The organism is Vulcaniibacterium gelatinicum, from assembly GCF_008033445.1.
Classification (GTDB): Bacteria; Pseudomonadota; Gammaproteobacteria; order Xanthomonadales; family Xanthomonadaceae; genus Vulcaniibacterium_B; species Vulcaniibacterium_B gelatinicum.
The window spans coordinates 1-20,619 of record NZ_VNKO01000006.1 but is presented as its reverse complement, the minus strand read 5'-3'; the positions used below and the strand labels follow the sequence as shown (position 1 = coordinate 20,619).

The following is a 20,619-nucleotide window of genomic DNA, read 5'->3' as shown; positions in this document are numbered from 1 at the left end:
CAATCCCCTTTTGAAAGTCGAGGCGTGATGCCGGATACGTGAGCCGACCTGCACCGCGAAACGGCGCTGGCTTGAACGAGCGGCCAGGCGTCGTACGACTCAGCCTTCGGAACACGCCGGGCTGTACGACACACGTACCAATGGCTGGCCATTGGCCTCGCGAACAAGCTCGCCGCTCTCCGCTGCCGTCTGCCTTTTTATCTCGATCCATTCCTGGTCCGCGAGGAATTCTCTCCACCGCGAGTCCATGGTGCTTTTATCCGGCCAGGTCAAGAGATAGACAAACTCGACCTTCTCACCGGTGTCGCTTTCCCACATGTCAACGATGTTGAAGCCATGTCGCTTCATTATGCGAAGCGCATGGTCTCGAAAGCGCCTGTGAAAGGCATCCTTGTTGCTGCGGTTGATCTCGTAGATCCGCAGCTGCTGAAGTTCGCTGCCATTGCTTGAGCAAACGTGGCGATCCTGTGCAGTGCCCGAGACTGGCAAGGCGATCAGCCAGAACAACACAAGAACTGTCAGAGTGCGCATGCTGTAACTCGCAAGCAGGGATGGGTTTGCCGGCCGCCTGGAACCCCGGGTTGAGTCGTGCCGCGAAACGGCATGGACTTGAAACGGCCAGGCGCCACCCAACAGCTTGCTAGAGCGCAACCGGCGAGTCCATCCCGGGCGCCATGTGTCGACTCCCCCTGATCAGGCCCAGTTGAAACTAGAGGTTTCCCGGGATTGGACCATCCGACACACGGCCGGGGTCATTCCGCCACCGGCAGATCCATCCCCGGCACACCGTGCCAGTAGCCGTTGCGCGCACCGACCCGCGGCAGCGGCGTGTCAGCCTCGCGCGCCTCGTGGAAGCGCCGCACCACGTCCTCCATGCCCTCGGCCTGGGGGGACAGGCGCAGCACTTCGATCCCGGCGGCGCGCAGTTCGGGGAGTTCGGGGCCGAGGTCGCAGACCTCGCGGCCCTGGATCTGGATGCCGTTGATGGTCAGGAACGGCTGGCCTTCGCGGGTGGCCAGCGGCAGGCCGTCGGGGTGTTCCAGGCAGCGGAAGCCGCACTGGTCCTTGGCCACGTCGAACGCGCGCGCGGTGAAGCAGCGCGCCGAGTACGCCAGCGGCAGCCGTCCCCAGGCGATGATCTCCAGCTCCGGCACCGTGCCGCCTTCGGCCTCGGTCTGCGCGCGCAGCGCGTGCACCAGTTCGCGCCCCTGTTCGACGCCGAGCACCAGCCGGCACATCCCGTCCTCGCACAGCAGGCGCAGGGCGCGGGCGTTGTACACGTTCAGCGTCGGTCCGCCGACGAAGGCCAGCCCGCGTTCGCGGCACAGCTGCACCGCCGACATGTCGTTGGCCTCGACCAGGAAACGGCCGTTCTCGACCAGGCGCCGCAGCGCGCCGAGCTCGGATTCCGCCTCCAGCAGGGCGAGCGTGGACAGGACGATCTGCTTGCCGCTCGCGGCCAGTTCCTCGGCCAGCGCGAGCCAGTCGCGGGTGCGCAGCTCGCGGCGTTTGCTGCACACGGTCTCGCCGAGGTAGATCGCATCCAGCGGCCAGCCGGCCGCCGCGCGGTAGAACGCCAGCACCCGCTCGCGCGGCCAGAAGTACTGCAGGGGACCCAGGCTCAGTTTCATCGTCAGTGCCAGGCGCGGTGATAGGGGCCGAGGGTGGTCTGGTGGCCTTCGGCATGCGCGGCCAGCGCGGTGCGCCACTCCGGGCGCATCTGCCAGTCCTGCGGCGCGTGCAGGTGGGCGTCAATGGCCTGCCGCCACACCCGCGCCACGCTGCCCACGTAGGCCGCGCCGCGCTGCCGGCCTTCGATCTTGAGCGCGGCCACGCCGGCGGCGTGCAGGCGCGGCAGCAGTTCCAGGGTGTTCAGGCTGGTGGGTTCCTCGAGCGCGTGGAACACCTCGCCGCCGACCGCGAACCGGCCCTTGCACACGGTGGGGTAGCCGGCCGGTTCGCCTTCGGCATAGCGATCCATCAGCACGCCGTTCAGGCGCACGGTGCGGCTGCCGTCGGGCTGCTCGTCCCAGCGCACGAACCGCGCCGGCGAACACACGCCATGCCGGTTTGGCGAGGCGCCGGTGACGTAGCTCGACAACTGGCAGCGGCCCTCGACCATGATGCACAGGCTGCCGAAGGCGAACACTTCCAGCGGCACCGGCGCGGCCGCGCACAGCCGCTCGACCTGCTGGATCGAGAGCACCCGCGGCAGCACCGCACGGGCGATGCCGAAGCGCTCGTGGTAGTAGCGCAGCGCCGCCTGCGTGGTGGCCGATCCCTGCACCGACAGGTGCCGCGGCAGGGCGGGGTGGCGGCGCGCGGCGTAGTCGAGCAGGCCGATCTCGGCGGCGATGATCGCGTCGGCGCCGAGTTCGGCGGCGCGGTCCACCGCCGCCTCCCACTCGCGCATGCGTGCGCTCTCCGGATAGGTGTTGAGCGCCAGGTACACCTGCCGGCCGCGCGCATGGGCGTAGGCGATGCCGCGGCGCAGGTCGTCGCCGGAGAAGTTCAGGCCCGGAAAGGCACGGGCGTTGGTCTGGTCGCGGAAACCGGCATAGACCGCGTCGGCGCCGTTGTCCACCGCGGCGATCAGCGCCGGCAGATTGCCGGCAGGGCACACCAGTTGCATCGGCACTCCCCGGTTCGTGGCGGCCCGACATGCTCGCCGCACGGGGTCCGCCGCGTCCTTGACCTGGATCAACCGGAGGCGATCGCGGCGGCCGTATGCTCGCGGCAACCCTGCCTGCCGCAGGCCATACCGGATACCGCGATGAACACCCGACCCTTGCCCCTCGCGCTCGCACTGACGCTCGCATTGGCCGCCTGCACGCGCGAACAGCCCGCGCCCCCACCGGCGCCTTCGGCACAAGCCGCGCCGGCCACGCAGGCCGCGCCGGACGACCATGCCGAACCGGCTGCGCATCCCGAACACACCGCCGGCATGCCGGCGCCTCCACCGGGCCAACGCTGGGCGACGGACGCGCCGCTGCGGGCGGGCATGGCGCGCGTGCGCGCGGCCACCGAAGCATTGGCGCCGCTGGAACAGGGGCGGATGGATGCGGCGCAGGTGCGCGCGCAGGCCGACGAGATCCAGGCCGCGGTGAACACGATCTTCGCCGAATGCCGCCTGCCGCCCGAGCCGGACGCGGCCCTGCATCCGCTGCTGATCCGGCTGATGCAGGCCAGCCGTGCCCTGCGCGAGAAGCCGGCCGATCCCGCGCCGCTGGCCGACCTGCACGCCGTGCTCGAACACTATCCGCAGATGTTCGACGACCAGGACTGGCCGATGCCCATGGAATGAGCCCGGCCGCGACGACCTGCCGCCAACTTGATCCAGCTCAAGGCGGCGCCGCCGTCTTCCATCGAAGATGACGCTGCCGCGCCGGCATTCCCGGCGCAGCGAGACTCCGAGTCGGCGGGCCTGGGTTCCTCCTCCACGGGAATACGGCCTGCCGGCCCCGGCCTTCGGGCCGGCAGGGCAGCCGGGGAAACGCGGCCGCCTCCCGCATTCGGAAAGGAGCCACAACATGGCCGTGCTCGCCGACCGGTACGGGCGGCATTTCCCCTACCTGCGGCTGTCGCTGCTGGAGGCCTGCAACTTCCGCTGCAGCTACTGCCTGCCGGAAGGCTACCGCGCCACGCCGGGCCTGCCCGCACCGTTGCACGCCGACGAGATCGCACGCCTGCTGCGCGCCTTCGCCGCGCTGGGCATGCGCAAGCTGCGCCTGACCGGCGGCGAACCCACTCTGCGCAAGGACCTGACCGCGATCATCGCCCTGGCCGCGGCCAGTCCGGGCGTGGAGAAGGTGGCGCTCACCACCAACGGCTGCCTGCTGCGCAAGCGCCGCGCCGAGTGGCAGGCGGCCGGGCTCACCGCGCTGAACGTGAGTGTGGACGCGCTCGAACGCGAGCGCTTCGCGCGCATCACCGGCCACGACCGCCTCGACGACATCCTGCTCGGCATCGAGGAGGCGCTCGCGGCCGGCTTCCCCAGCCTGAAGCTCAACGCGGTGCTGCTGCGCGGGCTGAACGACGACCAGATCCCGGCGTTCCTGGACTACCTGCGCACGCGCCCGGTCAGCGTGCGTTTCATCGAGCTGATGCAGACCGGCACCAACCGCGCCTACTTCGAACGCCACCACCTGCGCGCCGACGCGCTGGAGGCGCAGTTGCAGGCCGACGGCTGGCAGCCGCTGCCGCGTGCGGGCGACGCCGGTCCGGCGCGCGAATACGCCCATCCCGACTACCGCGGCCGGATCGGCGTGATCGCGCCGTACTCGCGCGATTTCTGCGCCGGCTGCAACCGCCTGCGCGTGACCGCGCAGGGCGATTTGCGCCTGTGCCTGTTCGGCAACGTCGGCATTCCACTGCGGCCGCTGCTGCAGCACGACGACCAGGCCGACGAACTGCAGGCCACCCTGATCAGCCAGCTCGGCCTGAAGGCGCTGGGCCACGGCCTGCACCGGGGCGAGACCGGACTGACGCCGCATCTGGCGGCCATCGGAGGCTGACATGGCCGACACCGTTTCCATCCTCGACCGCGACGGCTTCCACATGGCCGACACCCGCCGCAAGCGGCCGACCCCGCGCCGCGCGGTGGCGGTGGGCGAACTGCTGGCCGGGCCGGAGGCGTTCAGCGCGATCGTCGAACGCCGCCTGCCCAAGGGCGATGCGCTGGCGATGGCCGAAGTGGCGGGATTGCAGGGCGCCAAGCAGGCGGCGCAGTGGTTGCCGCTGTGCCACCCGCTGCCGATCGAGCTGGTGGACGTGCGCTGCGTGCCGGTGTCCGAGCGCGAGGCCATCCGCGTGTATTGCGAGGTCGCCACCGAAGCGCGCACCGGCGTGGAGATGGAGGCGCTGGCCGGCGTGCAAACGGCGCTGCTGACGCTGTACGACCTGACCAAGCCGGTGGAGCCCGCGCTGGCGCTCGGCGGCATCCGTCTGCTGTTCAAGGAAGGCGGCAAGAAGGGGCTGTGGCTGCATCCGGACGGCATGAGCGAGGCCGAACAGGCGCATTACCGGCCGCAGGCGCCGCAGCGCCTGGACGGCTGGAAGGCGGCGGTGCTCACGCTCAGCGACCGTGCCAGCCGCGGCGTGTACCAGGACCGCTCCGGCGTGCTGCTGGCCGAGGCCCTGTGCGGGCTCGGCGCCGAGCTGGTCGCCTCCGAGGTGCTGCCGGACGAGATCGAACCGCTGGCCGCGCGCCTGCGCGAACTCGCCGACGCCGGCGTCGGCCTGGTGCTCACCACCGGCGGCACCGGCCTGGGCCCGCGCGACATCACGCCCGAGGCGCTGGCCCAGGTGGCCACGCGCCGGGTGCCGGGACTGGCCGAACTGTTCCGCAGCGAAAGCCGCCATCACACGCCGCTGGCCTGGCTCAGCCGCGCCGACGCGGCGCTGGTCGGCGCCACCCTGGTGATCGCGCTGCCGGGCAACCCGCGCGCGGTCGGGCAGGGCATCGCCATCCTCGCGCCGGTGCTGGCGCATGCGCGGGCGATGATGGACGGCGGGGCGCATCCATGATCCCGGTGGGCGAAGCGCAGGCCCTCGTGCGCGCGCAGTGCGCACCGCTGCCGGTGGAACGCGTGGCCCTGGAAGCGGCGCTGGGCCGGGTCCTGGCCGCCGACATCGCCAGCCCCGCCGACCTGCCGCCGTTCGACAACTCGGCGATGGACGGTTTCGCGCTGCGCAGCCATGGCGCGGTCGTCGCCGCCGGCCGCGAGTTCGCGGTGCGCGGCGAACAGGCCGCGGGCGACGGCCGGCAGGTCGCGGCAGGCGAGGGCGCGTGGGAGATCATGACCGGCGCGCGCGTGCCCGAAGGGCTCGATGCCGTGGTCCCGGTCGAACAGGTGGAAGTACTCGCGCGCGACGTCCACGGCCGGCCGGCGCGGATCCGCCTGCTGGCCGAGGTGCCGCCGGGACAGCACGTGCGCCGCACCGGCGAGGACATCGCGCGCGGCGCGCCGGCGCTCGCGGCCGGCAGCCGCATCGGGCCGCAGCACGTGCTGCTCGCCGCGGGCCTGGGCATCGCCGAACTGCCGGTGCGGCAACGCCCGCGCGTGGCGGTGCTGTACACCGGGCGCGAGCTGGTCGAGGATCCGGCGCAACCGCTGCGCCCGGGACAGATCCGCAATGCCAGCGGCCCGTACCTCGCCGCGCGCCTGGCCGCCGCCGGCGCGGAGGTGGTGCACCGCGAATCCGTGCCCGACGACGCCGACGCCTTCCGCGCCGCGCTGGCGCGCGCGCTCGCGGCCGGCGCGCGGCTGGTGCTGGGCACCGGCGCGGTCTCGATGGGGCGCTACGACTTCGTGCCGGCCACGCTGTCCGCGCTGGGCGCGCAGACCCTGTTCCACAAGGTGGCCATGCGTCCCGGCAAGCCGCTGCTGTTCGCGCGCCTGCCCGACGGCGCGCTGTATTTCGGCCTGCCGGGCAACCCTGTGTCGAGCGCGGTGGGGCTGCGGTTCTTCGTCGAACCGGCGCTGCGCGCTCTGCTCGGCCTGCCCGAGGAGCAAGGCTGGCGCCTGCCGCTCGCGCACGAGGCGCGCAAGAAGCCCGGCTTCCGCATGCACCAGAAGGCGCGCCTGCGCCTGGACGGCGGCCGCGTGGCGGTGGAACTGCTGCCCGGCCAGGAATCGTTCAAGACCCGGCCGCTGCTCGACGCCACCGCCTGGGCGGTGCTGCCGGCCGAGGCCGCGCACCTGCCGCCCGGCAGCGAAATCGAAGTGTTCCCGCCCGGCCACGAGCAGGGCGGCCTGTTCGGAGACCGCACCGCATGAAGATCGAACTGAACCTGTTCGGCGCCTTGCGCCAGTACACCCCCGCCGCGGCGGTCACACTGGAGGTGGCCGACGACGCCCGCGTGGCCGACGTGCGCACCGCGCTGCGCGCGCACGCCGAAGCGTACTGGCCGGGGTTCCACTCCGGCCTGCTCGCACGCTCGGCCTTCGCCAGCGAGACCACCGTGCTGCGCGAGGGCGAGCCGGTGCCGGCCGACGGCCGCATGGCGGTGCTGCCGCCGGTGAGCGGAGGCTGAGATGGACGCGCACGTGGACACGGTGCAGTTCGCCATCGCCGACATCGCACGGCACCGGCTCGATCCGGCCGCTGCGCTCGATTTCGTCTCCGATCCCGGGTTCGGCGGCATCGCCATGTTCGTCGGCAAGGTGCGCGCGCAGAACCTGGGGCGCGAGGTGGTCGGGGTCAGCTACGACATGTTCGACCCGCTCGCGCTGGCCGTGTTCGCGCAGGCCGCGGAGGAGGCGCGGGCGCTGGTGGGGCCGCGCCTGAAGCTGCACGTCTCGCATGCGAAGGGACGCCTGGGCGTGGGCGACCTGGCGGTGGTGGTCGCCGCCGGCACCCCGCACCGCGACGAGGCCTTCCGCGCCTGCCGGCTGATGATCGAGAAGGTCAAGCACCAGGCCCCGATCTGGAAGCAGGAGCACTACCTCGACGGCGACAGCGTCTGGAGCGAAGGCTGCTCGCTGTGCGAAGGCCATGCCCACGACCACGACTGAGCGCGGATGAAACTCCAGCTCCAACCGCAATCGTTGCGCCTGCGCCTGGACGAGGCCGAGCTGGCCGCGCTCCTGGCCGGGCAGCCCCTCGGGCTGGACGTGGGGCAGGGCACGACCCCGCTGTTCACGCTGCGGGTCGGGCTCGGCCAGGCCGCCGGCCTGCACCCCGACGGCCCCGCATGGCGGCTGACCCTGCCCGAACCCGAGCTGCGCGCCTACATCGAGACCCTGCCGCGCCGCGACGCGCTCGCGCTGACGCTGGGCGGCGACCTGCGCCTGGACTTCGAGGTGGACGTGCGCGACAGCCTGCAGGTGCGCGGGCCGCGCCGGCGTTGAGCCTTCGTCAGGTGCTGCGCCGGGGTTTTTCGGCTTTTTTGCCCCCGGTTGATTCAGGTCAATGCGGGAGTTCCGACACGGCCCTAACGTGCGCGCATCCCAATTCCCACAGGGGAAAGGCTGATGAGCGCCGCAGTGCAAATGTCGGCCCGGGCCGACCGCAACCACTCCCTCGCACGGCGTCCGCAGGGCGCCACTCCCACGACGGGCAACGGCCGACGGCCCCTGCCTCGCCTGCTCGCCGCCACCTTGGCGTTGCTGCTGCCGGGCATGGCCGCCGCCCAGTCCGCCACGCCCGCGCCCAAGCCAGGCTTGAGCCTCGACCTGCGGCTGCGCTACGAGCTGGTGGACGACGACGCCTTCGCCCGCGACGCCGAGGCCGGCACCCTGCGCGCCCGCATCGGCTGGCGCAGCCCGGTCCGCTCAGGCTGGAGCTTCCTGGCCGAAGCCGAAGGCACGGTCGCGTTCGACGACAGCTACAACAGCACCCGCAACGGCAAGACCGCATACCCGCAGGTCGCCGACCCCGAAAACGCCGAGATCAACCAGCTCCTGGTCAATTACCAGCCCGGCGAACGCACCCGGGTCACCTTCGGCCGCCAGCGCCTGGCCTACGACAACCAGCGCTTCATCGGCAACATCGGCTGGCGCCAGAACGAGCAGACCTTCGACGCGCTCGACGTCCAGCACCGCTTCGGCGGCGGCCCGACCCTGCGCTACAGCTACCTCGACCGGGTCCAGCGCGTGTTCGGCAACGACCATCCCAACCGCAGCCTGGCGCGCTGGGATCTCGACGCGCACCTGCTCAGCCTGTCCGGGCAAGTGGGCCCGGGCACGCTCACCGGCTATGCGCACCTGATCGAGAACCGCACCCTGCCGCTGACCTCGCACCGCAACCTGGGCCTGCGCTATACCGCCAAGGGCAGCCTGGCGCAGGGCATGGGCTGGCTGGCCACGGCCGAGTACGCACGCCAGGACGACTACGCCGACGCGCCGGCCCGCAACGACGCCGACTACTTCCTGCTCGAGGGCGGCCTGACCCGGAAGGGTTACACCGCCAAACTCGGTTTCGAACGGCTCGGCGGCGACGGCACCACCGCGTTCCAGACCCCGCTGGCCACCCTGCACGCATTCAACGGCTGGGCCGACAAGTTCCTGACCACGCCGCCGAACGGCCTGGATGACCTGTATCTCAGCGTCGGCGGGCCGCTGGCCACGCAGGGCCGCGCGGCCAAGGCGCAATGGCTGCTGGCCTTCCACGACTACGGTGCAGACCGCGGCGGCGCCGACTACGGCAGCGAATGGAACGCGCAGCTCTCGTTCCCGATCGCCGACGGCCTGAGCAGCCTGATCAAGTACGCCGACTACCGCAGCGACGTCTTCGCCCGCGACACCACCAAGCTGTGGCTGCAACTGGAGTGGAAGCACTGAACCCGCGCCGATCCGGCGCCTGCGCGCGTCCGGCGGCCCGGCGGCGCGGTTTGATGCAGATCAAGACCGCGCCCGCGACCCCGGCGTAACGTGCCCGCAGGCTCGGACGGCTCAGCATCCCGGCGCCACTGCGCAACGGCATCCCCATCCAAGCACCGGAGTCTGTTCCCATGAGCAGCACCAAAGTCCAAGCCGCCACCGCGCCCGGCGGCAGCTTCTTCGAAGTCGCCGCATGGCGCCCGGAGGAACCCGCGTTCTGGCAGGCCAACCGCGCCTTCGCCGTCCGCACCCTGATCATCTCCATGCTCGCGCTGCACCTCGCCTTCGCGGTGTGGTTCACCTGGAGCGCGCTGGTCGTGCGCCTGCCCGGGCTGGGCTTCCAGCTCAGCGTCGAGCAGCGCTTCTGGCTGCCGGCGATGGCGCTGCTGATGGGTGCGGTCGCCCGTTTCCCGCATACCTTCCTCGTGCTCAAGATCGGCGGCATGTGGACCACCTTCCTGTTCACGGTGGCGCTGCTGGTCCCGATCTTCGGCATCGCCCACGTGGTGCAGGACCCGACCACGCCGTTCTCGACCCTGCTGTTCTGGGCCGGCGTCGCCGGCTTCTGCGCCGGCGGGCAGATCTCCAGCTCCTCGGCCAACATCAGCCTGTGGTTCCCCAAGCGGCTGGGCGGCACCGCGCTCGGGGTCAACGTCGGCATCGGCAACCTGGGCACCAGCGTGGCGCAGTTCCTGGTGCCCGCGGTGATCACCGCGGGCGTGTTCGGCGCCTACGCCGGCGACCCGATGACCTTCAACGTCACCGACCCGAAGACGCAGGAAGTGCTCAAGCAGGTGCCGATGTGGCCGCAGAACGCGGCCTACGTGTGGCTGATCCCCACCATCGTGCTGAGCCTGCTGGTGCTGTTCGGGATGAAGAACCATCCCGCGCGCGGCGATTTCGTCGAGCAGATGAAGGTGGTCAAGCTCAAGCACACCTGGATCCAGACCATCCTCTATACCCTCACCTTCGGCACGTTTTCCGGCATGGCGGCGGCGACGCCCACCCTGATCAAGGAAGTGTTCGGCAAGCTGCCGGACGCGCCCGACCCGCTGGCCTGGGCCTGGATCGGGCCGCTGGTGGGCGCGCTGGTGCGCCCGGTCGGCGGCGTGCTCGCCGACCGCTTCGGCGGCGCCAACGTCACCATGGGCGTGTTCGCGATCCTGATCGGTTCGACTGCCGCGCTGACCTTCCTCACCGCGCCCGGCTCCAGCGCCGACTTCGGCCTGTTCTTCCTGATCCTGCTCGGCATGTTCTTCGGCGCCGGCATCGGCAACGCCAGCGTGTTCAAGCAGATCGTGATGATCTTCGAGCCCAGGCAGGCCTCGCCGGTACTCGGCTTCTCCGCGGCGATGGCGGTGCTGCTGTTCGGGTTCTTCGTGCCGATCGTGCTCGGCCGCTCGATCGCCGCTACCGGCAGCCCGAACCCGGCGCTGTGGTGCTTCGTCGCCCTGTACGGCATCGGCCTGGCGCTGAACTACCACTACTACTGGCGCCGCGGCGCCGAGAAGCCGTGCTGAGCCCGGCCAGGAGCCCCTGATGAGTTACTTCCTCGACCGACTCGACTTCCTCAAGCGCACAGACGAGCCGTTCTCGGGCGGCCACGGCGTCACCAAGCGGCAGGACCGCTCGTGGGAGGACGGCTACCGCCAGCGCTGGCAGTACGACAAGATCGTGCGCTCCACCCACGGCGTGAACTGCACCGGTTCGTGCAGTTGGAAGGTCTACGTCAAGAACGGCCTGGTGACGTGGGAAACGCAGCAGACCGACTATCCGCGCACCCGTCCCGACCTGCCCAACCACGAGCCGCGCGGCTGTCCGCGCGGCGCCAGCTACTCCTGGTACCTGTACAGCGCCAACCGGGTGAAGTACCCGCTGATGCGCAGCGCGCTGCTGCGGCTGTGGCGCGAGGCGCGCAAGTCGAAGGCGCCGGTGGACGCCTGGGCCAGCATCGTCGAGGACGCGGACAAGGCGAAGAGCTACAAGTCCAAGCGCGGCATGGGCGGCTTCGTCCGCGTGCGCTGGGAGGAGGCGAACGAGCTGATCGCCGCGGCCAACCTCTACACGGTCAGGAAGTACGGCCCCGACCGGGTGATCGGCTTCTCGCCGATCCCGGCGATGTCCATGGTGTCCTACGCCGCCGGCGCGCGTTATCTCTCGCTGCTGGGCGGCGCGTGTCTGAGTTTCTACGACTGGTACTGCGACCTGCCGCCGTCCAGCCCGCAGGTGTGGGGCGAGCAGACCGACGTGCCGGAGTCGGCCGACTGGTACAACTCGAAGTACATCATCGCCTGGGGCTCCAACGTCCCGCAGACGCGCACGCCGGACGCGCACTTCTTCGTCGAGGCGCGCTACAACGGCACCAAGACGGTGGCGATCACCCCGGACTACTCCGAGGTCGCCAAGCTCACCGACGTCTGGCTGCATCCCAAGCAGGGCACCGACGCGGCGCTGGCATTCGCGTTCGGCCACGTGATCCTGCGCGAGTTCCACGTCGACAACCCGTCGGCCTACTTCCAGGACTACTGCCGGCAGTACTCCGACATGCCGCTGCTGGTGCGGCTGGACCGCCGTGACGACGGCCAGCTCGCCGCCGGCCGCTTCCTGCGTGCCGCCGACCTCGAGGGCGCGTTGGGCGAAGGCAACAACCCGGAGTGGAAGACGCTGGCGTTCGACGAGAACAGCGGCGAGCTCGTCGTGCCGAACGGCTCGATCGGCTTCCGCTGGGGCGAGCAGGGCAAGTGGAACATCGAGGAACGCGACAGCCGCGGCCGCGACACCCGCCTGCGCCTGAGCCTGAAGAACGCGCACGACGAGGTGGTCGAGGTCGCGTTCCCCTACTTCGGCGGCATCGCCCACGAGAAGTGGACCGCGAGCGCGTTCGAGGACGTGCTGCACAAGCGCGTGCCGGCGCGGCGGATGCGGCTGGCCAACGGCGAGGAATGCCTGGTCGCCACGGTGTACGACCTGCTGCTGGCGCAGTACGGCGTCGACCAGGGCTTCGGCGGCAAGTACGTCACCCGCGACTACCACGCCGACGTGCCCGGCACGCCGGCCTGGCAGGAGAAGATCACCGGGGTGCCGCGCGCGCAGGTGATCCAGATCGCGCGCGAGTTCGCCCGCAACGCCGACCGCACCCGCGGCCGCTCGATGATCATCGTCGGCGCGGCGATGAACCACTGGTTCCACAACGACATGAACTATCGCGGGCTGATCAACATGCTCGTGATGTGCGGTTGCGTGGGCCAGAGCGGCGGCGGCTGGGCGCACTACGTCGGCCAGGAGAAACTGCGTCCGCAGTCGGGCTGGCTGCCGCTGGCGTTCGCGCTCGACTGGAGCCGCCCGCCGCGGCAGATGAACGGCACCAGCTTCTGGTACTTCAACTCCGACCAGTGGCGCTACGAGAAGCTGGGCGTGGAGGAGATCCTCTCGCCGCTGGCCGACCCGAAGAAGTACACGGGCAGCCTGGTGGACTTCAACCTGCGCGCGGTGCGCATGGGCTGGCTGCCCTCGGCGCCGCAGTTGGACCGCAATCCGCTGGACCTGGTACGCGAGGCGGAAGCGCAGGGCGCCGACCCGGTGCAGCACGCGGTGGCGCAGTTCAAGTCCGGCGCGCTCGACTTCGCGTTCGCCGATCCGGACGCGCCGCAGAACTTCCCGCGCAACCTGTTCATCTGGCGCAGCAACCTGCTCGGCTCCTCCGGCAAGGGCCACGAGTACATGCTCAAGCACCTGCTCGGCACCCGCCACGGGCTGCAGGGCAAGGACCTCGGCCAGCGCGGCGCGGCCAAGCCGGAAGAGGTGAAGTGGCACGACGAGGCGCCGGAAGGCAAGCTCGACCTGCTGGTCACGCTCGACTTCCGCATGTGCACCACCGCGCTGTATTCCGACGTGGTGCTGCCGACCGCGACCTGGTACGAGAAGAACGACCTCAACACCTCCGACATGCACCCGTTCATCCACCCGCTGTCGAAGGCGGTGGATCCGGCCTGGGAAGCGCGCAGCGACTGGGACATCTTCAAGGGCATCGCGCGCACGGTCAGCGAGCTGGCGCCAGGCGTGCTCGGCGTCGAGAAGGACCTGGTGCTGGTGCCCACCCTGCACGACACCCCCGGCGAGCTGGCGATGCCGGATGTGCGCGACTGGAAGAAGGGCGAGTGCGAGCCCATCCCGGGCAAGACCATGCCGAACATGGTGGTGGTCGAGCGCGACTACCCGAACCTGTACCGCAAGTTCACCTCGCTCGGCCCGCTGCTCGACAAGCTGGGCAACTGGGGCAAGGGCCTGACCTGGGACACCCGGGACGAAGTCGGGTTCCTCGGCGAGCTCAACCACGTCGTCACCGAGGCGGGCATCAGCCAGGGCCGGCCGCGCATCGAGTCGGCGATCGACGCCGCCGAGGTGATCCTGCACCTCGCGCCGGAGACCAACGGCCACGTGGCGGTCAAGGCCTGGGAGGCGCTGGGCAGGTTCACCGGCCGCGACCACACCCACCTTGCCAGGGGCAAGGAGCACGAGGCGATCCGCTTCCGCGACGTGCAGGCGCAGCCGCGCAAGATCATCTCCTCGCCGGTGTGGTCCGGCCTGGAGGACGAGCACGTCAGCTACAACGCCGGCTACACCAACGTCCACGAGCTGATCCCGTGGCGCACGCTCACCGGGCGCCAGCAGTTCTACCAGGACCACGAGTGGATGCTGGCCTTCGGCGAGGGCTTCATGCAGTACCGGCCGCCGGTCAACACCAAGACCATCGCCCCGATCATGGGCAGGAAACCCAACGGCAACCGCGAGATCGTCCTCAACTGGATCACCCCGCACCAGAAGTGGGGCATCCACAGCACCTACAGCGACAACCTGATCATGCAGACGCTCTCGCGCGGCGGCCCGATCGTGTGGCTGAGCGAGGACGACGCGCGCGAGGCCGGGATCGAGGACAACGACTGGATCGAGCTGTTCAACGTCAACGGCGCGATCTCGGCGCGCGCGGTGGTAAGCCAGCGGGTGATGCCCGGGATGGCGATGATGTACCACGCGCAGGAACGAATCATCAACACACCCGGCAGCGAGATCACCGGCACCCGAGGCGGCATCCACAACTCGGTGACCCGCGCGGTGGTCAAGCCGACCCACATGATCGGCAGCTACGCGCAGCTGGCCTACGGCTTCAACTACTACGGCACCACCGGCACCAACCGCGACGAGTTCGTGGTCGTGCGCAAGATGAACAAGGTGGACTGGCTGGACGGCGAACCCGTGCCGGCGACCGAGGAGGCTTCCCGATGAAAGTGCGTGCCCAGATCGCGATGGTCCTGAACCTGGACAAGTGCATCGGGTGCCATACCTGCTCGATCACCTGCAAGAACGTCTGGACCAGCCGCGAAGGCGTCGAGTACGCCTGGTTCAACAACGTCGAGACCAAGCCCGGCGTCGGCTACCCGAAGGAATGGGAGAACCAGCAGAAGTGGAACGGCGGCTGGATCCGCAATTCCGGCGGCAGACTGCAGCTCAAGGCCGGCGGCCGCTTCCGCCTGCTGTCGAAGATCTTCGCCAACCCGGATCTGCCGCAGATCGACGACTACTACGAGCCGTTCGACTTCGACTACCACCACCTGCACGAGGCGCCGGAGGGCCAGCACCAGCCGACCGCGCGCCCGCGCTCGCTGATCTCCGGCCAGCGCATGCAGAAGATCCACTGGGGGCCGAACTGGGAGGAGATCCTCGGCACCGAGTTCGCCAAGCGCGCCAGGGACAAGAACTTCGACAACGTGCAGCGCGAGATCTACGGCGCATTCGAGAAGACTTTCATGATGTACCTGCCACGCCTGTGCGAGCACTGCCTCAATCCGGCGTGCGTGGCCTCGTGCCCGTCGGGCGCGATCTACAAGCGCGAGGAGGACGGCATCGTCCTGATCGACCAGGACAAGTGCCGCGGCTGGCGCATGTGCGTGTCCGGCTGCCCGTACAAGAAGATCTACTACAACTGGAAGACCGGCAAGTCCGAGAAGTGCATCTTCTGCTACCCGCGCATCGAGATGGGCGAGCCGACGGTGTGCTCGGAGACCTGCGTCGGCCGCATCCGCTACCTCGGCGTGCTGCTGTACGACGCCGACCGGATCGAGCAGGCGGCCAGCGTGGCCTCGGAGAAGGACCTGTACCCGGCGCACCTGGACATCTTCCTCGACCCGCACGACCCCGAAGTGGTCGCCGCTGCGCGCGCCGAGGGCATCCCGGACAGCTGGCTGGAGGCCGCCACGCGCTCGCCGGTGTACAAGCTGGCGGTGGAGTGGCGGCTGGCGCTGCCGCTGCACCCCGAGTACCGCACGCTGCCGATGGTCTGGTACGTGCCGCCGCTGTCGCCGATCCAGTCCGCCGCGGACGCCGGCAGGGTCGGCAAGAACGGCGAGCTCCCGGACGTGAAGTCGCTGCGCATCCCGGTGCGCTACCTGGCCAACATGCTCACCGCCGGCGACGAGGCGCCGGTGATCCGGGCGCTGGAACGCATGCTGGCCATGCGCGCCTGGCGCCGGGCGATGCACGTGGACGGCGTCGAGGACACCGAGGTACTGGCCCAGGCCGGCCTGACCGTGGCCCAGGCCGAGGAGATGTACCGCTATCTGGCGATCGCCAACTACGAGGACCGCTTCGTGGTGCCCAGCGCGCACCGCGAGTATGCCCATGACGCCTTCGGCGAGCGCGGCGGCTGCGGCTTCACCTTCGGCAACGGCTGCAGCCCGGCCTCGCCGGCCGAGGCCCTGTTCGGCGGTCGTCCGAACAGCACCTACCAGGTGCCGCCGGCGCGGCAGAAGGCGGAGCGGGAGATCGCATGAAGACGCTCAAGCTGATCGGCGTGCTGCTCGACTACCCGCAGGACGCGCTGTGGTGGCACCGGGACGAGCTGCTGGCGGCGGCGGCCGACGCCGAGCTCCCGCCGGCGCGGCGCGAACGGCTCGCCGGCTTCGTCGCCGGCCTGCTCGCGCTCGAGCCGATGGAGGCGCAGGAACGCTGGCTGTCGCTGTTCGACCGCGGCCGGGCGATGAGCCTGCTGCTGTTCGAGCACATCCACGGCGAATCGCGGGACCGCGGCCAGGCGATGGTGGACCTGGTGGAGACCTACCGCCGCGCCGGCTTCGAGCTGGACACGCGCGAACTGCCGGACTACCTGCCGGTGGTGCTGGAGTTCCTGTCGCAGCGGCCGGCGGAGGAGGTCGCCGACTGGCTGCACCACATCGGCCATATCCTCGAACTGCTCGCCGCCCGCGCCGCCGAACGCGGCAGCCCGTACGCCGCGCCGTTGGAAGCCCTGGTCGAACTCGCCCGGGGCAAGGTCGAACTCGGCCCGCTGCGCGACCGCGTCGCCGCCGAGGCGCGCGACGACACGCCCGAGGCGATGGACGCGGTGTGGGAGGAGGAGGCCGTGCGCTTCGGCGCCGAGGCGCCGGCCGAGGACTGCAAGCCACCGACGCGGTTGCCGGCCGCGCACTCCCCCCCTTCGCACCCCCACCCCAACCCTTCCCCGCAAGCGGGGGAGGGAGTGCATGCCCCCTCCCCCCGCTTGCGGGGGGAGGGCGGGAGGGGGGCAAACGCCAGGTGACGCCATGAACGCACTCGACTACTTCAGCTTCCAGATCTTTCCCTACCTGGCCCTGGCGGTGTTCCTGATCGGCAGCTGGGCCCGCTTCGACCATGCCGCCTACACCTGGCGCACCGGCTCCAGCCAGCTGCTGTCCGGCAAGTGGATGCGGCTGGGCAGCAACTGGTTCCACGTCGGCGTGATCACGATCCTGCTCGGCCACCTGGTCGGCCTGCTGACCCCGCACGCGCTGTACGAGCCGTTCATCACCGCCGGCCAGAAGCAACTGCTGGCGATGGTGGTCGGCGGCATCTTCGGCGTGATCGCCTTCGTCGGCCTGACCGTCCTGCTGCTGCGCCGGCTGTTCAATCCGCGCATCCGCGCCACCTCCGCCGCGCGCGACATCCTGGTGCTGGTGCTGCTGTACGCGCAGCTGATCCTCGGCCTGGCCTCGATCTTCGTCTCCGCCGGGCACCTGGACGGCGTGCAGATGACCAAGCTGGCCGAGTGGGCGCAGCACATCGTCACCTTCCGCCCCGGCGCCGCCGGCTACATCGCCGACGCGCACTGGATCTACAAGGCGCACGTGTTCCTGGGGATGGTGCTGGTGCTGATCTTCCCGTTCACGCGCCTGGTGCACATCTGGTCCATCCCGCTGTCGTACCTGACCCGGCCCTACCAGGTGGTGCGCAAGCGCCCGGCGCCGCTGGACTACTCCGGACGCTGAGCCATGAGCCGCGCAATCCCGATCGTGATGGACCAGGGCGCGCTGTCCGAGGCGGCACGCGCCGGCGCCCGGACGCACGCGCACGACGACGACCCGAGCCGGCCGCTGCCGGGCCCGGCGCCCGCGTGGGTGAGGGTGGGGGACACCACGATCAGCGAGGCCGAGATCGCGCGCGAGATGCAGTACCACCGCGCCGCCGACCCGCACGCCGCGCGCAACGAGGCGGCGCGGGCGCTGGTGGTGCGCGAGCTGCTGCGCCTGGAGATCGAGCGCCTGGGCCTGCACGAGACGGTGCAGCCGGAGGACGGGGAAACGCGCGAGGAGGCCTGCATCCGCGTCCTGCTCGAACGCGAGGCACCGGTGCCGCAGCCGGACGAGGCCGCCTGCCGCCAGTATTTCGAGCACAACCGCCAGCGGCTGCACCACCCCGACCGGATCCTGGCCCGGCACATCCTGCTCGCGGCTCCGCCGGCCGACGCGCGCGCGCGGGCCCGCGCCTGCGAGCAGGGCGAGGCGCTGATCGCCGAGCTGCGCGAGCACCCCGAGCGCTTCGCCGAGCTGGCCATGCGCCATTCGGGCTGCCCCTCGCGCGATGCCGGCGGCGAGCTCGGCTGGATCGAACGCGGCGACACCACGCCCGAGTTCGAGCGCCAGTTGTTCATGCTCAAGCCCGGCCTGGCCGGGCTGACGGTCGAATCGCGCTGGGGCCACCACGTCGTGCACGTGGACGCCATCGAGCGCGGGGAACCGCTGGAATTCGCCGAGGCGGCGCCGAAGATCGCCGCGTACCTGGAGACCCAGGCCCGGCAGAACGCGATCCACCAATACCTGCGGCTGCTCGCCGAGCGGTATCCGGTGAGCGGCCTCGACGATTTCGTCTAGAGACCATCGGAGCCTCGCCATGAGCAGTGTCGCCGTCGGCAGTGCCGCACCCGTATCGTCGGCCCAGCAGCAGACCGCGCTGTGGGCCAGCACCTTCGCCTTCACCGTGTGCTTCGCGGTGTGGACGATCTTTTCCATCATCGGGCTGCAGATCAAGCAGCAACTGGGCCTGAACGACACCCAGTTCGGCCTGCTGGTGGCCACGCCCATCCTCACCGGCTCGCTGATCCGGCTCGCGCTCGGCATCTGGACCGACCAGATCGGCGGCCGCATCGTGTTCACCGCGGTCATGCTCGCCGCCTCGGCGGCGACCTGGCTGCTGACCAGGATGAACACCTACGAGGGCTACCTGTTCGCGGCGCTGCTGGTCGGCATCGCCGGCGGCAGCTTCGCGGTCGGCATCGCCTACGTGTCCAAGTGGTTCCCGAAGGAGAAGCAGGGCACCGCGCTGGGCATCTTCGGCGCCGGCAACGTCGGCGCGGCGGTGACCAAGCTCGGCGCGCCGCTGATCATGGTCGCCTACGGCTGGCACACCGTGGCGCAGATCTGGGCGGCGGCGCTGGCGATCACCGCGGTCGTGTTCTTCCTGCTGACCAAGGACGACCCGCAGCACGCCGCGCGCAGGGCCAGCGGCGCCAGGCCGGAGCCGTTCCTCAAGCAGCTCGAGCCGCTGAAGAACATCCAGGTCTGGCGCTTCTCGCTGTACTACTTCTTCGTGTTCGGCGCGTTCGTGGCGCTGGCGCTGTGGCTGCCGCGCTACCTGGTCGGTGCCTACGGCCTGGACGTGGCGACCGCCGGCATGATCGGCGCGATGTATTCGATCCCGGCCTCGCTGTTCCGCATCGTCGGCGGCTGGCTCAGCGACCGGGTCGGCGCACGCAGGGTGATGTACTGGACCTTCGGCATGTCGGTGCTGTGCACGTTCCTGCTCTCGTACCCGTCCACCACCTACATCGTGCAGGGCATCGAAGGGCCGATCGAGTTCACCCTGGCCATGGGCGTGGTACCGTTCACGGTGCTGGTGTTCGTGCTCGGCTTCTTCATGTCGCTGGGCAAGGCCGCGGTGTACAAGCACATCCCGGTCTACTACCCGCACCATGTCGGCTCGGTGGGGGGCGTGGTCGGGATGATCGGCGGCCTGGGCGGCTTCCTCCTGCCGATCGCCTTCGGCGCGCTCAACGACCTGACCGGGGTCTGGACCAGCTGCTTCATGCTGCTGTTCGTGCTGGTCGCCACCGCGCTGACCTGGATGCACTTCGCGATCCGCCGCATGGAGCGCGCACACTTCCCGCAGATCACCACCGAGACCGACCTGCCGGAGATCATCGCCGCCGGCGGCGAAGCGCGCTGAATGGACCGGCACCTGGACGCCGACGAAGCGCTGCGGCGGTTGCGCGAAGGCAACCGCCGCTTCGTCGAGCATGTGGTCAGCCTCGACGTGCTGCTCAGCCACGCGCGCCGTGCCGAGCAGGCGATGGCCCAGCATCCGTTCGCGGTGATCCTGGGCTGCTCCGACTCGCGCGCCCCGGCCGAGTTCATCTTCGACCAGGGCCTGGGCGACCTGTTCGTGATCCGGGTCGCCGGCAACATCGCCGCGCCGTCGCAGATCGGCAGCATCGAGTTCGCGGTGGACCGCTTCGGCGTGGAGCTGGTGGTGGTGCTCGGCCACTCCAACTGCGGCGCGGTGCGTGCCAGCCTGGACCACTGCTTCCGACCGGAAGCGACCACGCCCGGCCTGCACGCGATCGTGGACCGGATCAGCCCGGCGCTGCTGCCGCTGGTGCAGGGCTGCGGCTGCCGCACGGCCGAGGAACTGATGCCCGAGGCGGTGCGCGCCAACGTCCGCGCCACCATCCACGTGCTGCGCAGCGCCTCGCGCCTGCTGGAGGAGCGGCTGGAGAGCGGGCGCCTGCGCATCGTCGGCGCCGACTACGACCTCGCCAGCGGCGAGGTCCGGTTCTTCGAGGGCGTGCCGGAAACGGCCTGACCCGCCTTATCTCTTGAGTTTCTGAGAGGGTAGGCGTCGAGAGCCGACGTGGGCGACCGATTGCGCCTGGGTCTTGCGACCGTGACTGAGCATGGTCCCCACGTCGGATTCTCCCCATCACGCCCGAACA

19 protein-coding genes and 1 riboswitch are annotated in these 20,619 nt (G+C 70.3%); of the genes, 16 read left to right on the top strand and 3 right to left on the bottom strand.

The annotated features are described in order from the left end of the window. Positions 1-99: 99 nt before the first annotated feature. The 3 genes from FPV26_RS05060 to ubiU form a co-directional block, all read right to left on the bottom strand. A complete protein-coding gene (locus FPV26_RS05060) occupies positions 100-531 on the bottom strand; it encodes an NIPSNAP family protein (protein ID WP_147652633.1) in 432 nt (143 codons plus the stop codon). Positions 532-752: 221 nt separating this feature from the next. Further along, positions 753-1,631: a U32 family peptidase gene (locus FPV26_RS05055; RefSeq protein ID WP_147652632.1), complete on the bottom strand. Its 879-nt coding sequence runs from the start codon at positions 1,629-1,631 to the stop codon at positions 753-755. Positions 1,632-1,633: 2 nt separating this feature from the next. Beyond that, positions 1,634-2,632 (bottom strand): ubiquinone anaerobic biosynthesis protein UbiU, encoded by a 999-nt coding sequence (gene ubiU / locus FPV26_RS05050; RefSeq protein ID WP_147652631.1) that lies wholly within the window; start codon positions 2,630-2,632, stop codon positions 1,634-1,636. Between the two features lie 141 nt (positions 2,633-2,773). Here ubiU and FPV26_RS05045 point away from each other — a divergent pair, with 141 nt between their 5' ends. From FPV26_RS05045 to FPV26_RS04970, 16 genes are all read left to right on the top strand, one after another. After that, positions 2,774-3,304, top strand: coding sequence for a DnrO protein (locus FPV26_RS05045; protein WP_147652630.1), 531 nt, complete (start codon positions 2,774-2,776; stop codon positions 3,302-3,304). A 92-nt stretch (positions 3,305-3,396) separates the two neighbouring features. After that, positions 3,397-3,539: riboswitch (molybdenum cofactor riboswitch) on the top strand. Further along, positions 3,531-4,514 carry a GTP 3',8-cyclase MoaA gene (moaA, locus tag FPV26_RS05040; protein ID WP_147652629.1) on the top strand — a complete coding sequence of 328 codons (984 nt, stop codon included), beginning with the start codon at positions 3,531-3,533 and terminating at the stop codon, positions 4,512-4,514. Its footprint overlaps the riboswitch before it by 9 nt. A 1-nt stretch (position 4,515) precedes the next feature. Further along, positions 4,516-5,526, top strand: coding sequence for a bifunctional molybdenum cofactor biosynthesis protein MoaC/MoaB (gene moaCB, locus FPV26_RS05035; RefSeq protein ID WP_147652628.1), 1,011 nt, complete (start codon positions 4,516-4,518; stop codon positions 5,524-5,526). Beyond that, entirely contained in the window at positions 5,523-6,779 is a 1,257-nt protein-coding gene (locus FPV26_RS05030; protein WP_147652627.1) for a molybdopterin molybdotransferase MoeA, read from the top strand. Before moaCB ends, FPV26_RS05030 begins: the two co-directional genes overlap by 4 nt. Next, complete coding sequence (locus FPV26_RS05025; protein WP_147652626.1) at positions 6,776-7,036, top strand: MoaD/ThiS family protein; 261 nt, start codon at positions 6,776-6,778, stop codon at positions 7,034-7,036. Before FPV26_RS05030 ends, FPV26_RS05025 begins: the two co-directional genes overlap by 4 nt. 1 nt (position 7,037) lies before the next feature. After that, positions 7,038-7,517 carry a molybdenum cofactor biosynthesis protein MoaE gene (locus FPV26_RS05020; RefSeq protein ID WP_147652625.1) on the top strand — a complete coding sequence of 160 codons (480 nt, stop codon included), beginning with the start codon at positions 7,038-7,040 and terminating at the stop codon, positions 7,515-7,517. A 6-nt stretch (positions 7,518-7,523) separates the two neighbouring features. Next, positions 7,524-7,853, top strand: a complete 330-nt coding sequence (locus FPV26_RS05015; protein WP_147652624.1) for a hypothetical protein — start codon at positions 7,524-7,526, stop codon at positions 7,851-7,853. A 249-nt stretch (positions 7,854-8,102) separates the two neighbouring features. After that, positions 8,103-9,284 (top strand): alginate export family protein, encoded by a 1,182-nt coding sequence (locus FPV26_RS05010; protein ID WP_181952559.1) that lies wholly within the window; start codon positions 8,103-8,105, stop codon positions 9,282-9,284. Between the two features lie 170 nt (positions 9,285-9,454). Beyond that, positions 9,455-10,843 (top strand): MFS transporter, encoded by a 1,389-nt coding sequence (locus tag FPV26_RS05005; protein WP_147652622.1) that lies wholly within the window; start codon positions 9,455-9,457, stop codon positions 10,841-10,843. A 19-nt stretch (positions 10,844-10,862) separates the two neighbouring features. Beyond that, positions 10,863-14,606: a nitrate reductase subunit alpha gene (locus FPV26_RS05000; protein WP_147652621.1), complete on the top strand. Its 3,744-nt coding sequence runs from the start codon at positions 10,863-10,865 to the stop codon at positions 14,604-14,606. Continuing rightward, positions 14,603-16,150 (top strand): nitrate reductase subunit beta, encoded by a 1,548-nt coding sequence (narH, locus tag FPV26_RS04995; protein WP_147652620.1) that lies wholly within the window; start codon positions 14,603-14,605, stop codon positions 16,148-16,150. The genes FPV26_RS05000 and narH overlap by 4 nt, the downstream gene beginning before the upstream one ends. Further along, the gene (narJ, locus tag FPV26_RS04990) at positions 16,147-16,914 is read left to right on the top strand and encodes a nitrate reductase molybdenum cofactor assembly chaperone (protein WP_147652619.1); all 768 of its coding nucleotides are present in this window, start codon (positions 16,147-16,149) and stop codon (positions 16,912-16,914) included. Before narH ends, narJ begins: the two co-directional genes overlap by 4 nt. 4 nt (positions 16,915-16,918) lie before the next feature. After that, positions 16,919-17,620, top strand: coding sequence for a respiratory nitrate reductase subunit gamma (gene narI, locus FPV26_RS04985; RefSeq protein WP_147652618.1), 702 nt, complete (start codon positions 16,919-16,921; stop codon positions 17,618-17,620). A gap of 3 nt (positions 17,621-17,623) precedes the next feature. Continuing rightward, positions 17,624-18,502, top strand: a complete 879-nt coding sequence (locus tag FPV26_RS04980) for a peptidylprolyl isomerase (protein ID WP_147652617.1) — start codon at positions 17,624-17,626, stop codon at positions 18,500-18,502. A gap of 19 nt (positions 18,503-18,521) precedes the next feature. Then, on the top strand, positions 18,522-19,853 hold the full coding sequence (locus FPV26_RS04975; RefSeq protein ID WP_147652616.1) for an MFS transporter: 1,332 nt from the start codon (positions 18,522-18,524) through the stop codon (positions 19,851-19,853). After that, complete coding sequence (locus FPV26_RS04970; protein WP_147652615.1) at positions 19,854-20,489, top strand: carbonic anhydrase; 636 nt, start codon at positions 19,854-19,856, stop codon at positions 20,487-20,489. The last annotated feature ends 130 nt before the right edge of the window (positions 20,490-20,619 follow it).

Excerpts from the sequence above, each read along its gene's own strand:
- FPV26_RS05025 (WP_147652626.1), top strand. The coding sequence starts at position 6,776 with ATGAAGATCGAACTGAACCTGTTCGGCGCCTTGCGCCAGTACACCCCC.
- FPV26_RS04980 (WP_147652617.1), top strand. The coding sequence starts at position 17,624 with ATGAGCCGCGCAATCCCGATCGTGATGGACCAGGGCGCGCTGTCCGAG.
- FPV26_RS05005 (WP_147652622.1), top strand. The coding sequence starts at position 9,455 with ATGAGCAGCACCAAAGTCCAAGCCGCCACCGCGCCCGGCGGCAGCTTC.
- moaA (WP_147652629.1), top strand. The coding sequence starts at position 3,531 with ATGGCCGTGCTCGCCGACCGGTACGGGCGGCATTTCCCCTACCTGCGG.
- FPV26_RS05020 (WP_147652625.1), top strand. The coding sequence starts at position 7,038 with ATGGACGCGCACGTGGACACGGTGCAGTTCGCCATCGCCGACATCGCA.
- narH (WP_147652620.1), top strand. The coding sequence starts at position 14,603 with ATGAAAGTGCGTGCCCAGATCGCGATGGTCCTGAACCTGGACAAGTGC.
- FPV26_RS04970 (WP_147652615.1), top strand. The coding sequence starts at position 19,854 with ATGGACCGGCACCTGGACGCCGACGAAGCGCTGCGGCGGTTGCGCGAA.
- FPV26_RS05055 (WP_147652632.1), bottom strand. The coding sequence starts at position 1,631 with ATGAAACTGAGCCTGGGTCCCCTGCAGTACTTCTGGCCGCGCGAGCGG.
- ubiU (WP_147652631.1), bottom strand. The coding sequence starts at position 2,632 with ATGCAACTGGTGTGCCCTGCCGGCAATCTGCCGGCGCTGATCGCCGCG.
- FPV26_RS05060 (WP_147652633.1), bottom strand. The coding sequence starts at position 531 with ATGCGCACTCTGACAGTTCTTGTGTTGTTCTGGCTGATCGCCTTGCCA.
- moaCB (WP_147652628.1), top strand. The coding sequence starts at position 4,516 with ATGGCCGACACCGTTTCCATCCTCGACCGCGACGGCTTCCACATGGCC.
- FPV26_RS05030 (WP_147652627.1), top strand. The coding sequence starts at position 5,523 with ATGATCCCGGTGGGCGAAGCGCAGGCCCTCGTGCGCGCGCAGTGCGCA.
- narJ (WP_147652619.1), top strand. The coding sequence starts at position 16,147 with ATGAAGACGCTCAAGCTGATCGGCGTGCTGCTCGACTACCCGCAGGAC.
- narI (WP_147652618.1), top strand. The coding sequence starts at position 16,919 with ATGAACGCACTCGACTACTTCAGCTTCCAGATCTTTCCCTACCTGGCC.
- FPV26_RS05015 (WP_147652624.1), top strand. The coding sequence starts at position 7,524 with ATGAAACTCCAGCTCCAACCGCAATCGTTGCGCCTGCGCCTGGACGAG.
- FPV26_RS04975 (WP_147652616.1), top strand. The coding sequence starts at position 18,522 with ATGAGCAGTGTCGCCGTCGGCAGTGCCGCACCCGTATCGTCGGCCCAG.
- FPV26_RS05045 (WP_147652630.1), top strand. The coding sequence starts at position 2,774 with ATGAACACCCGACCCTTGCCCCTCGCGCTCGCACTGACGCTCGCATTG.
- FPV26_RS05000 (WP_147652621.1), top strand. The coding sequence starts at position 10,863 with ATGAGTTACTTCCTCGACCGACTCGACTTCCTCAAGCGCACAGACGAG.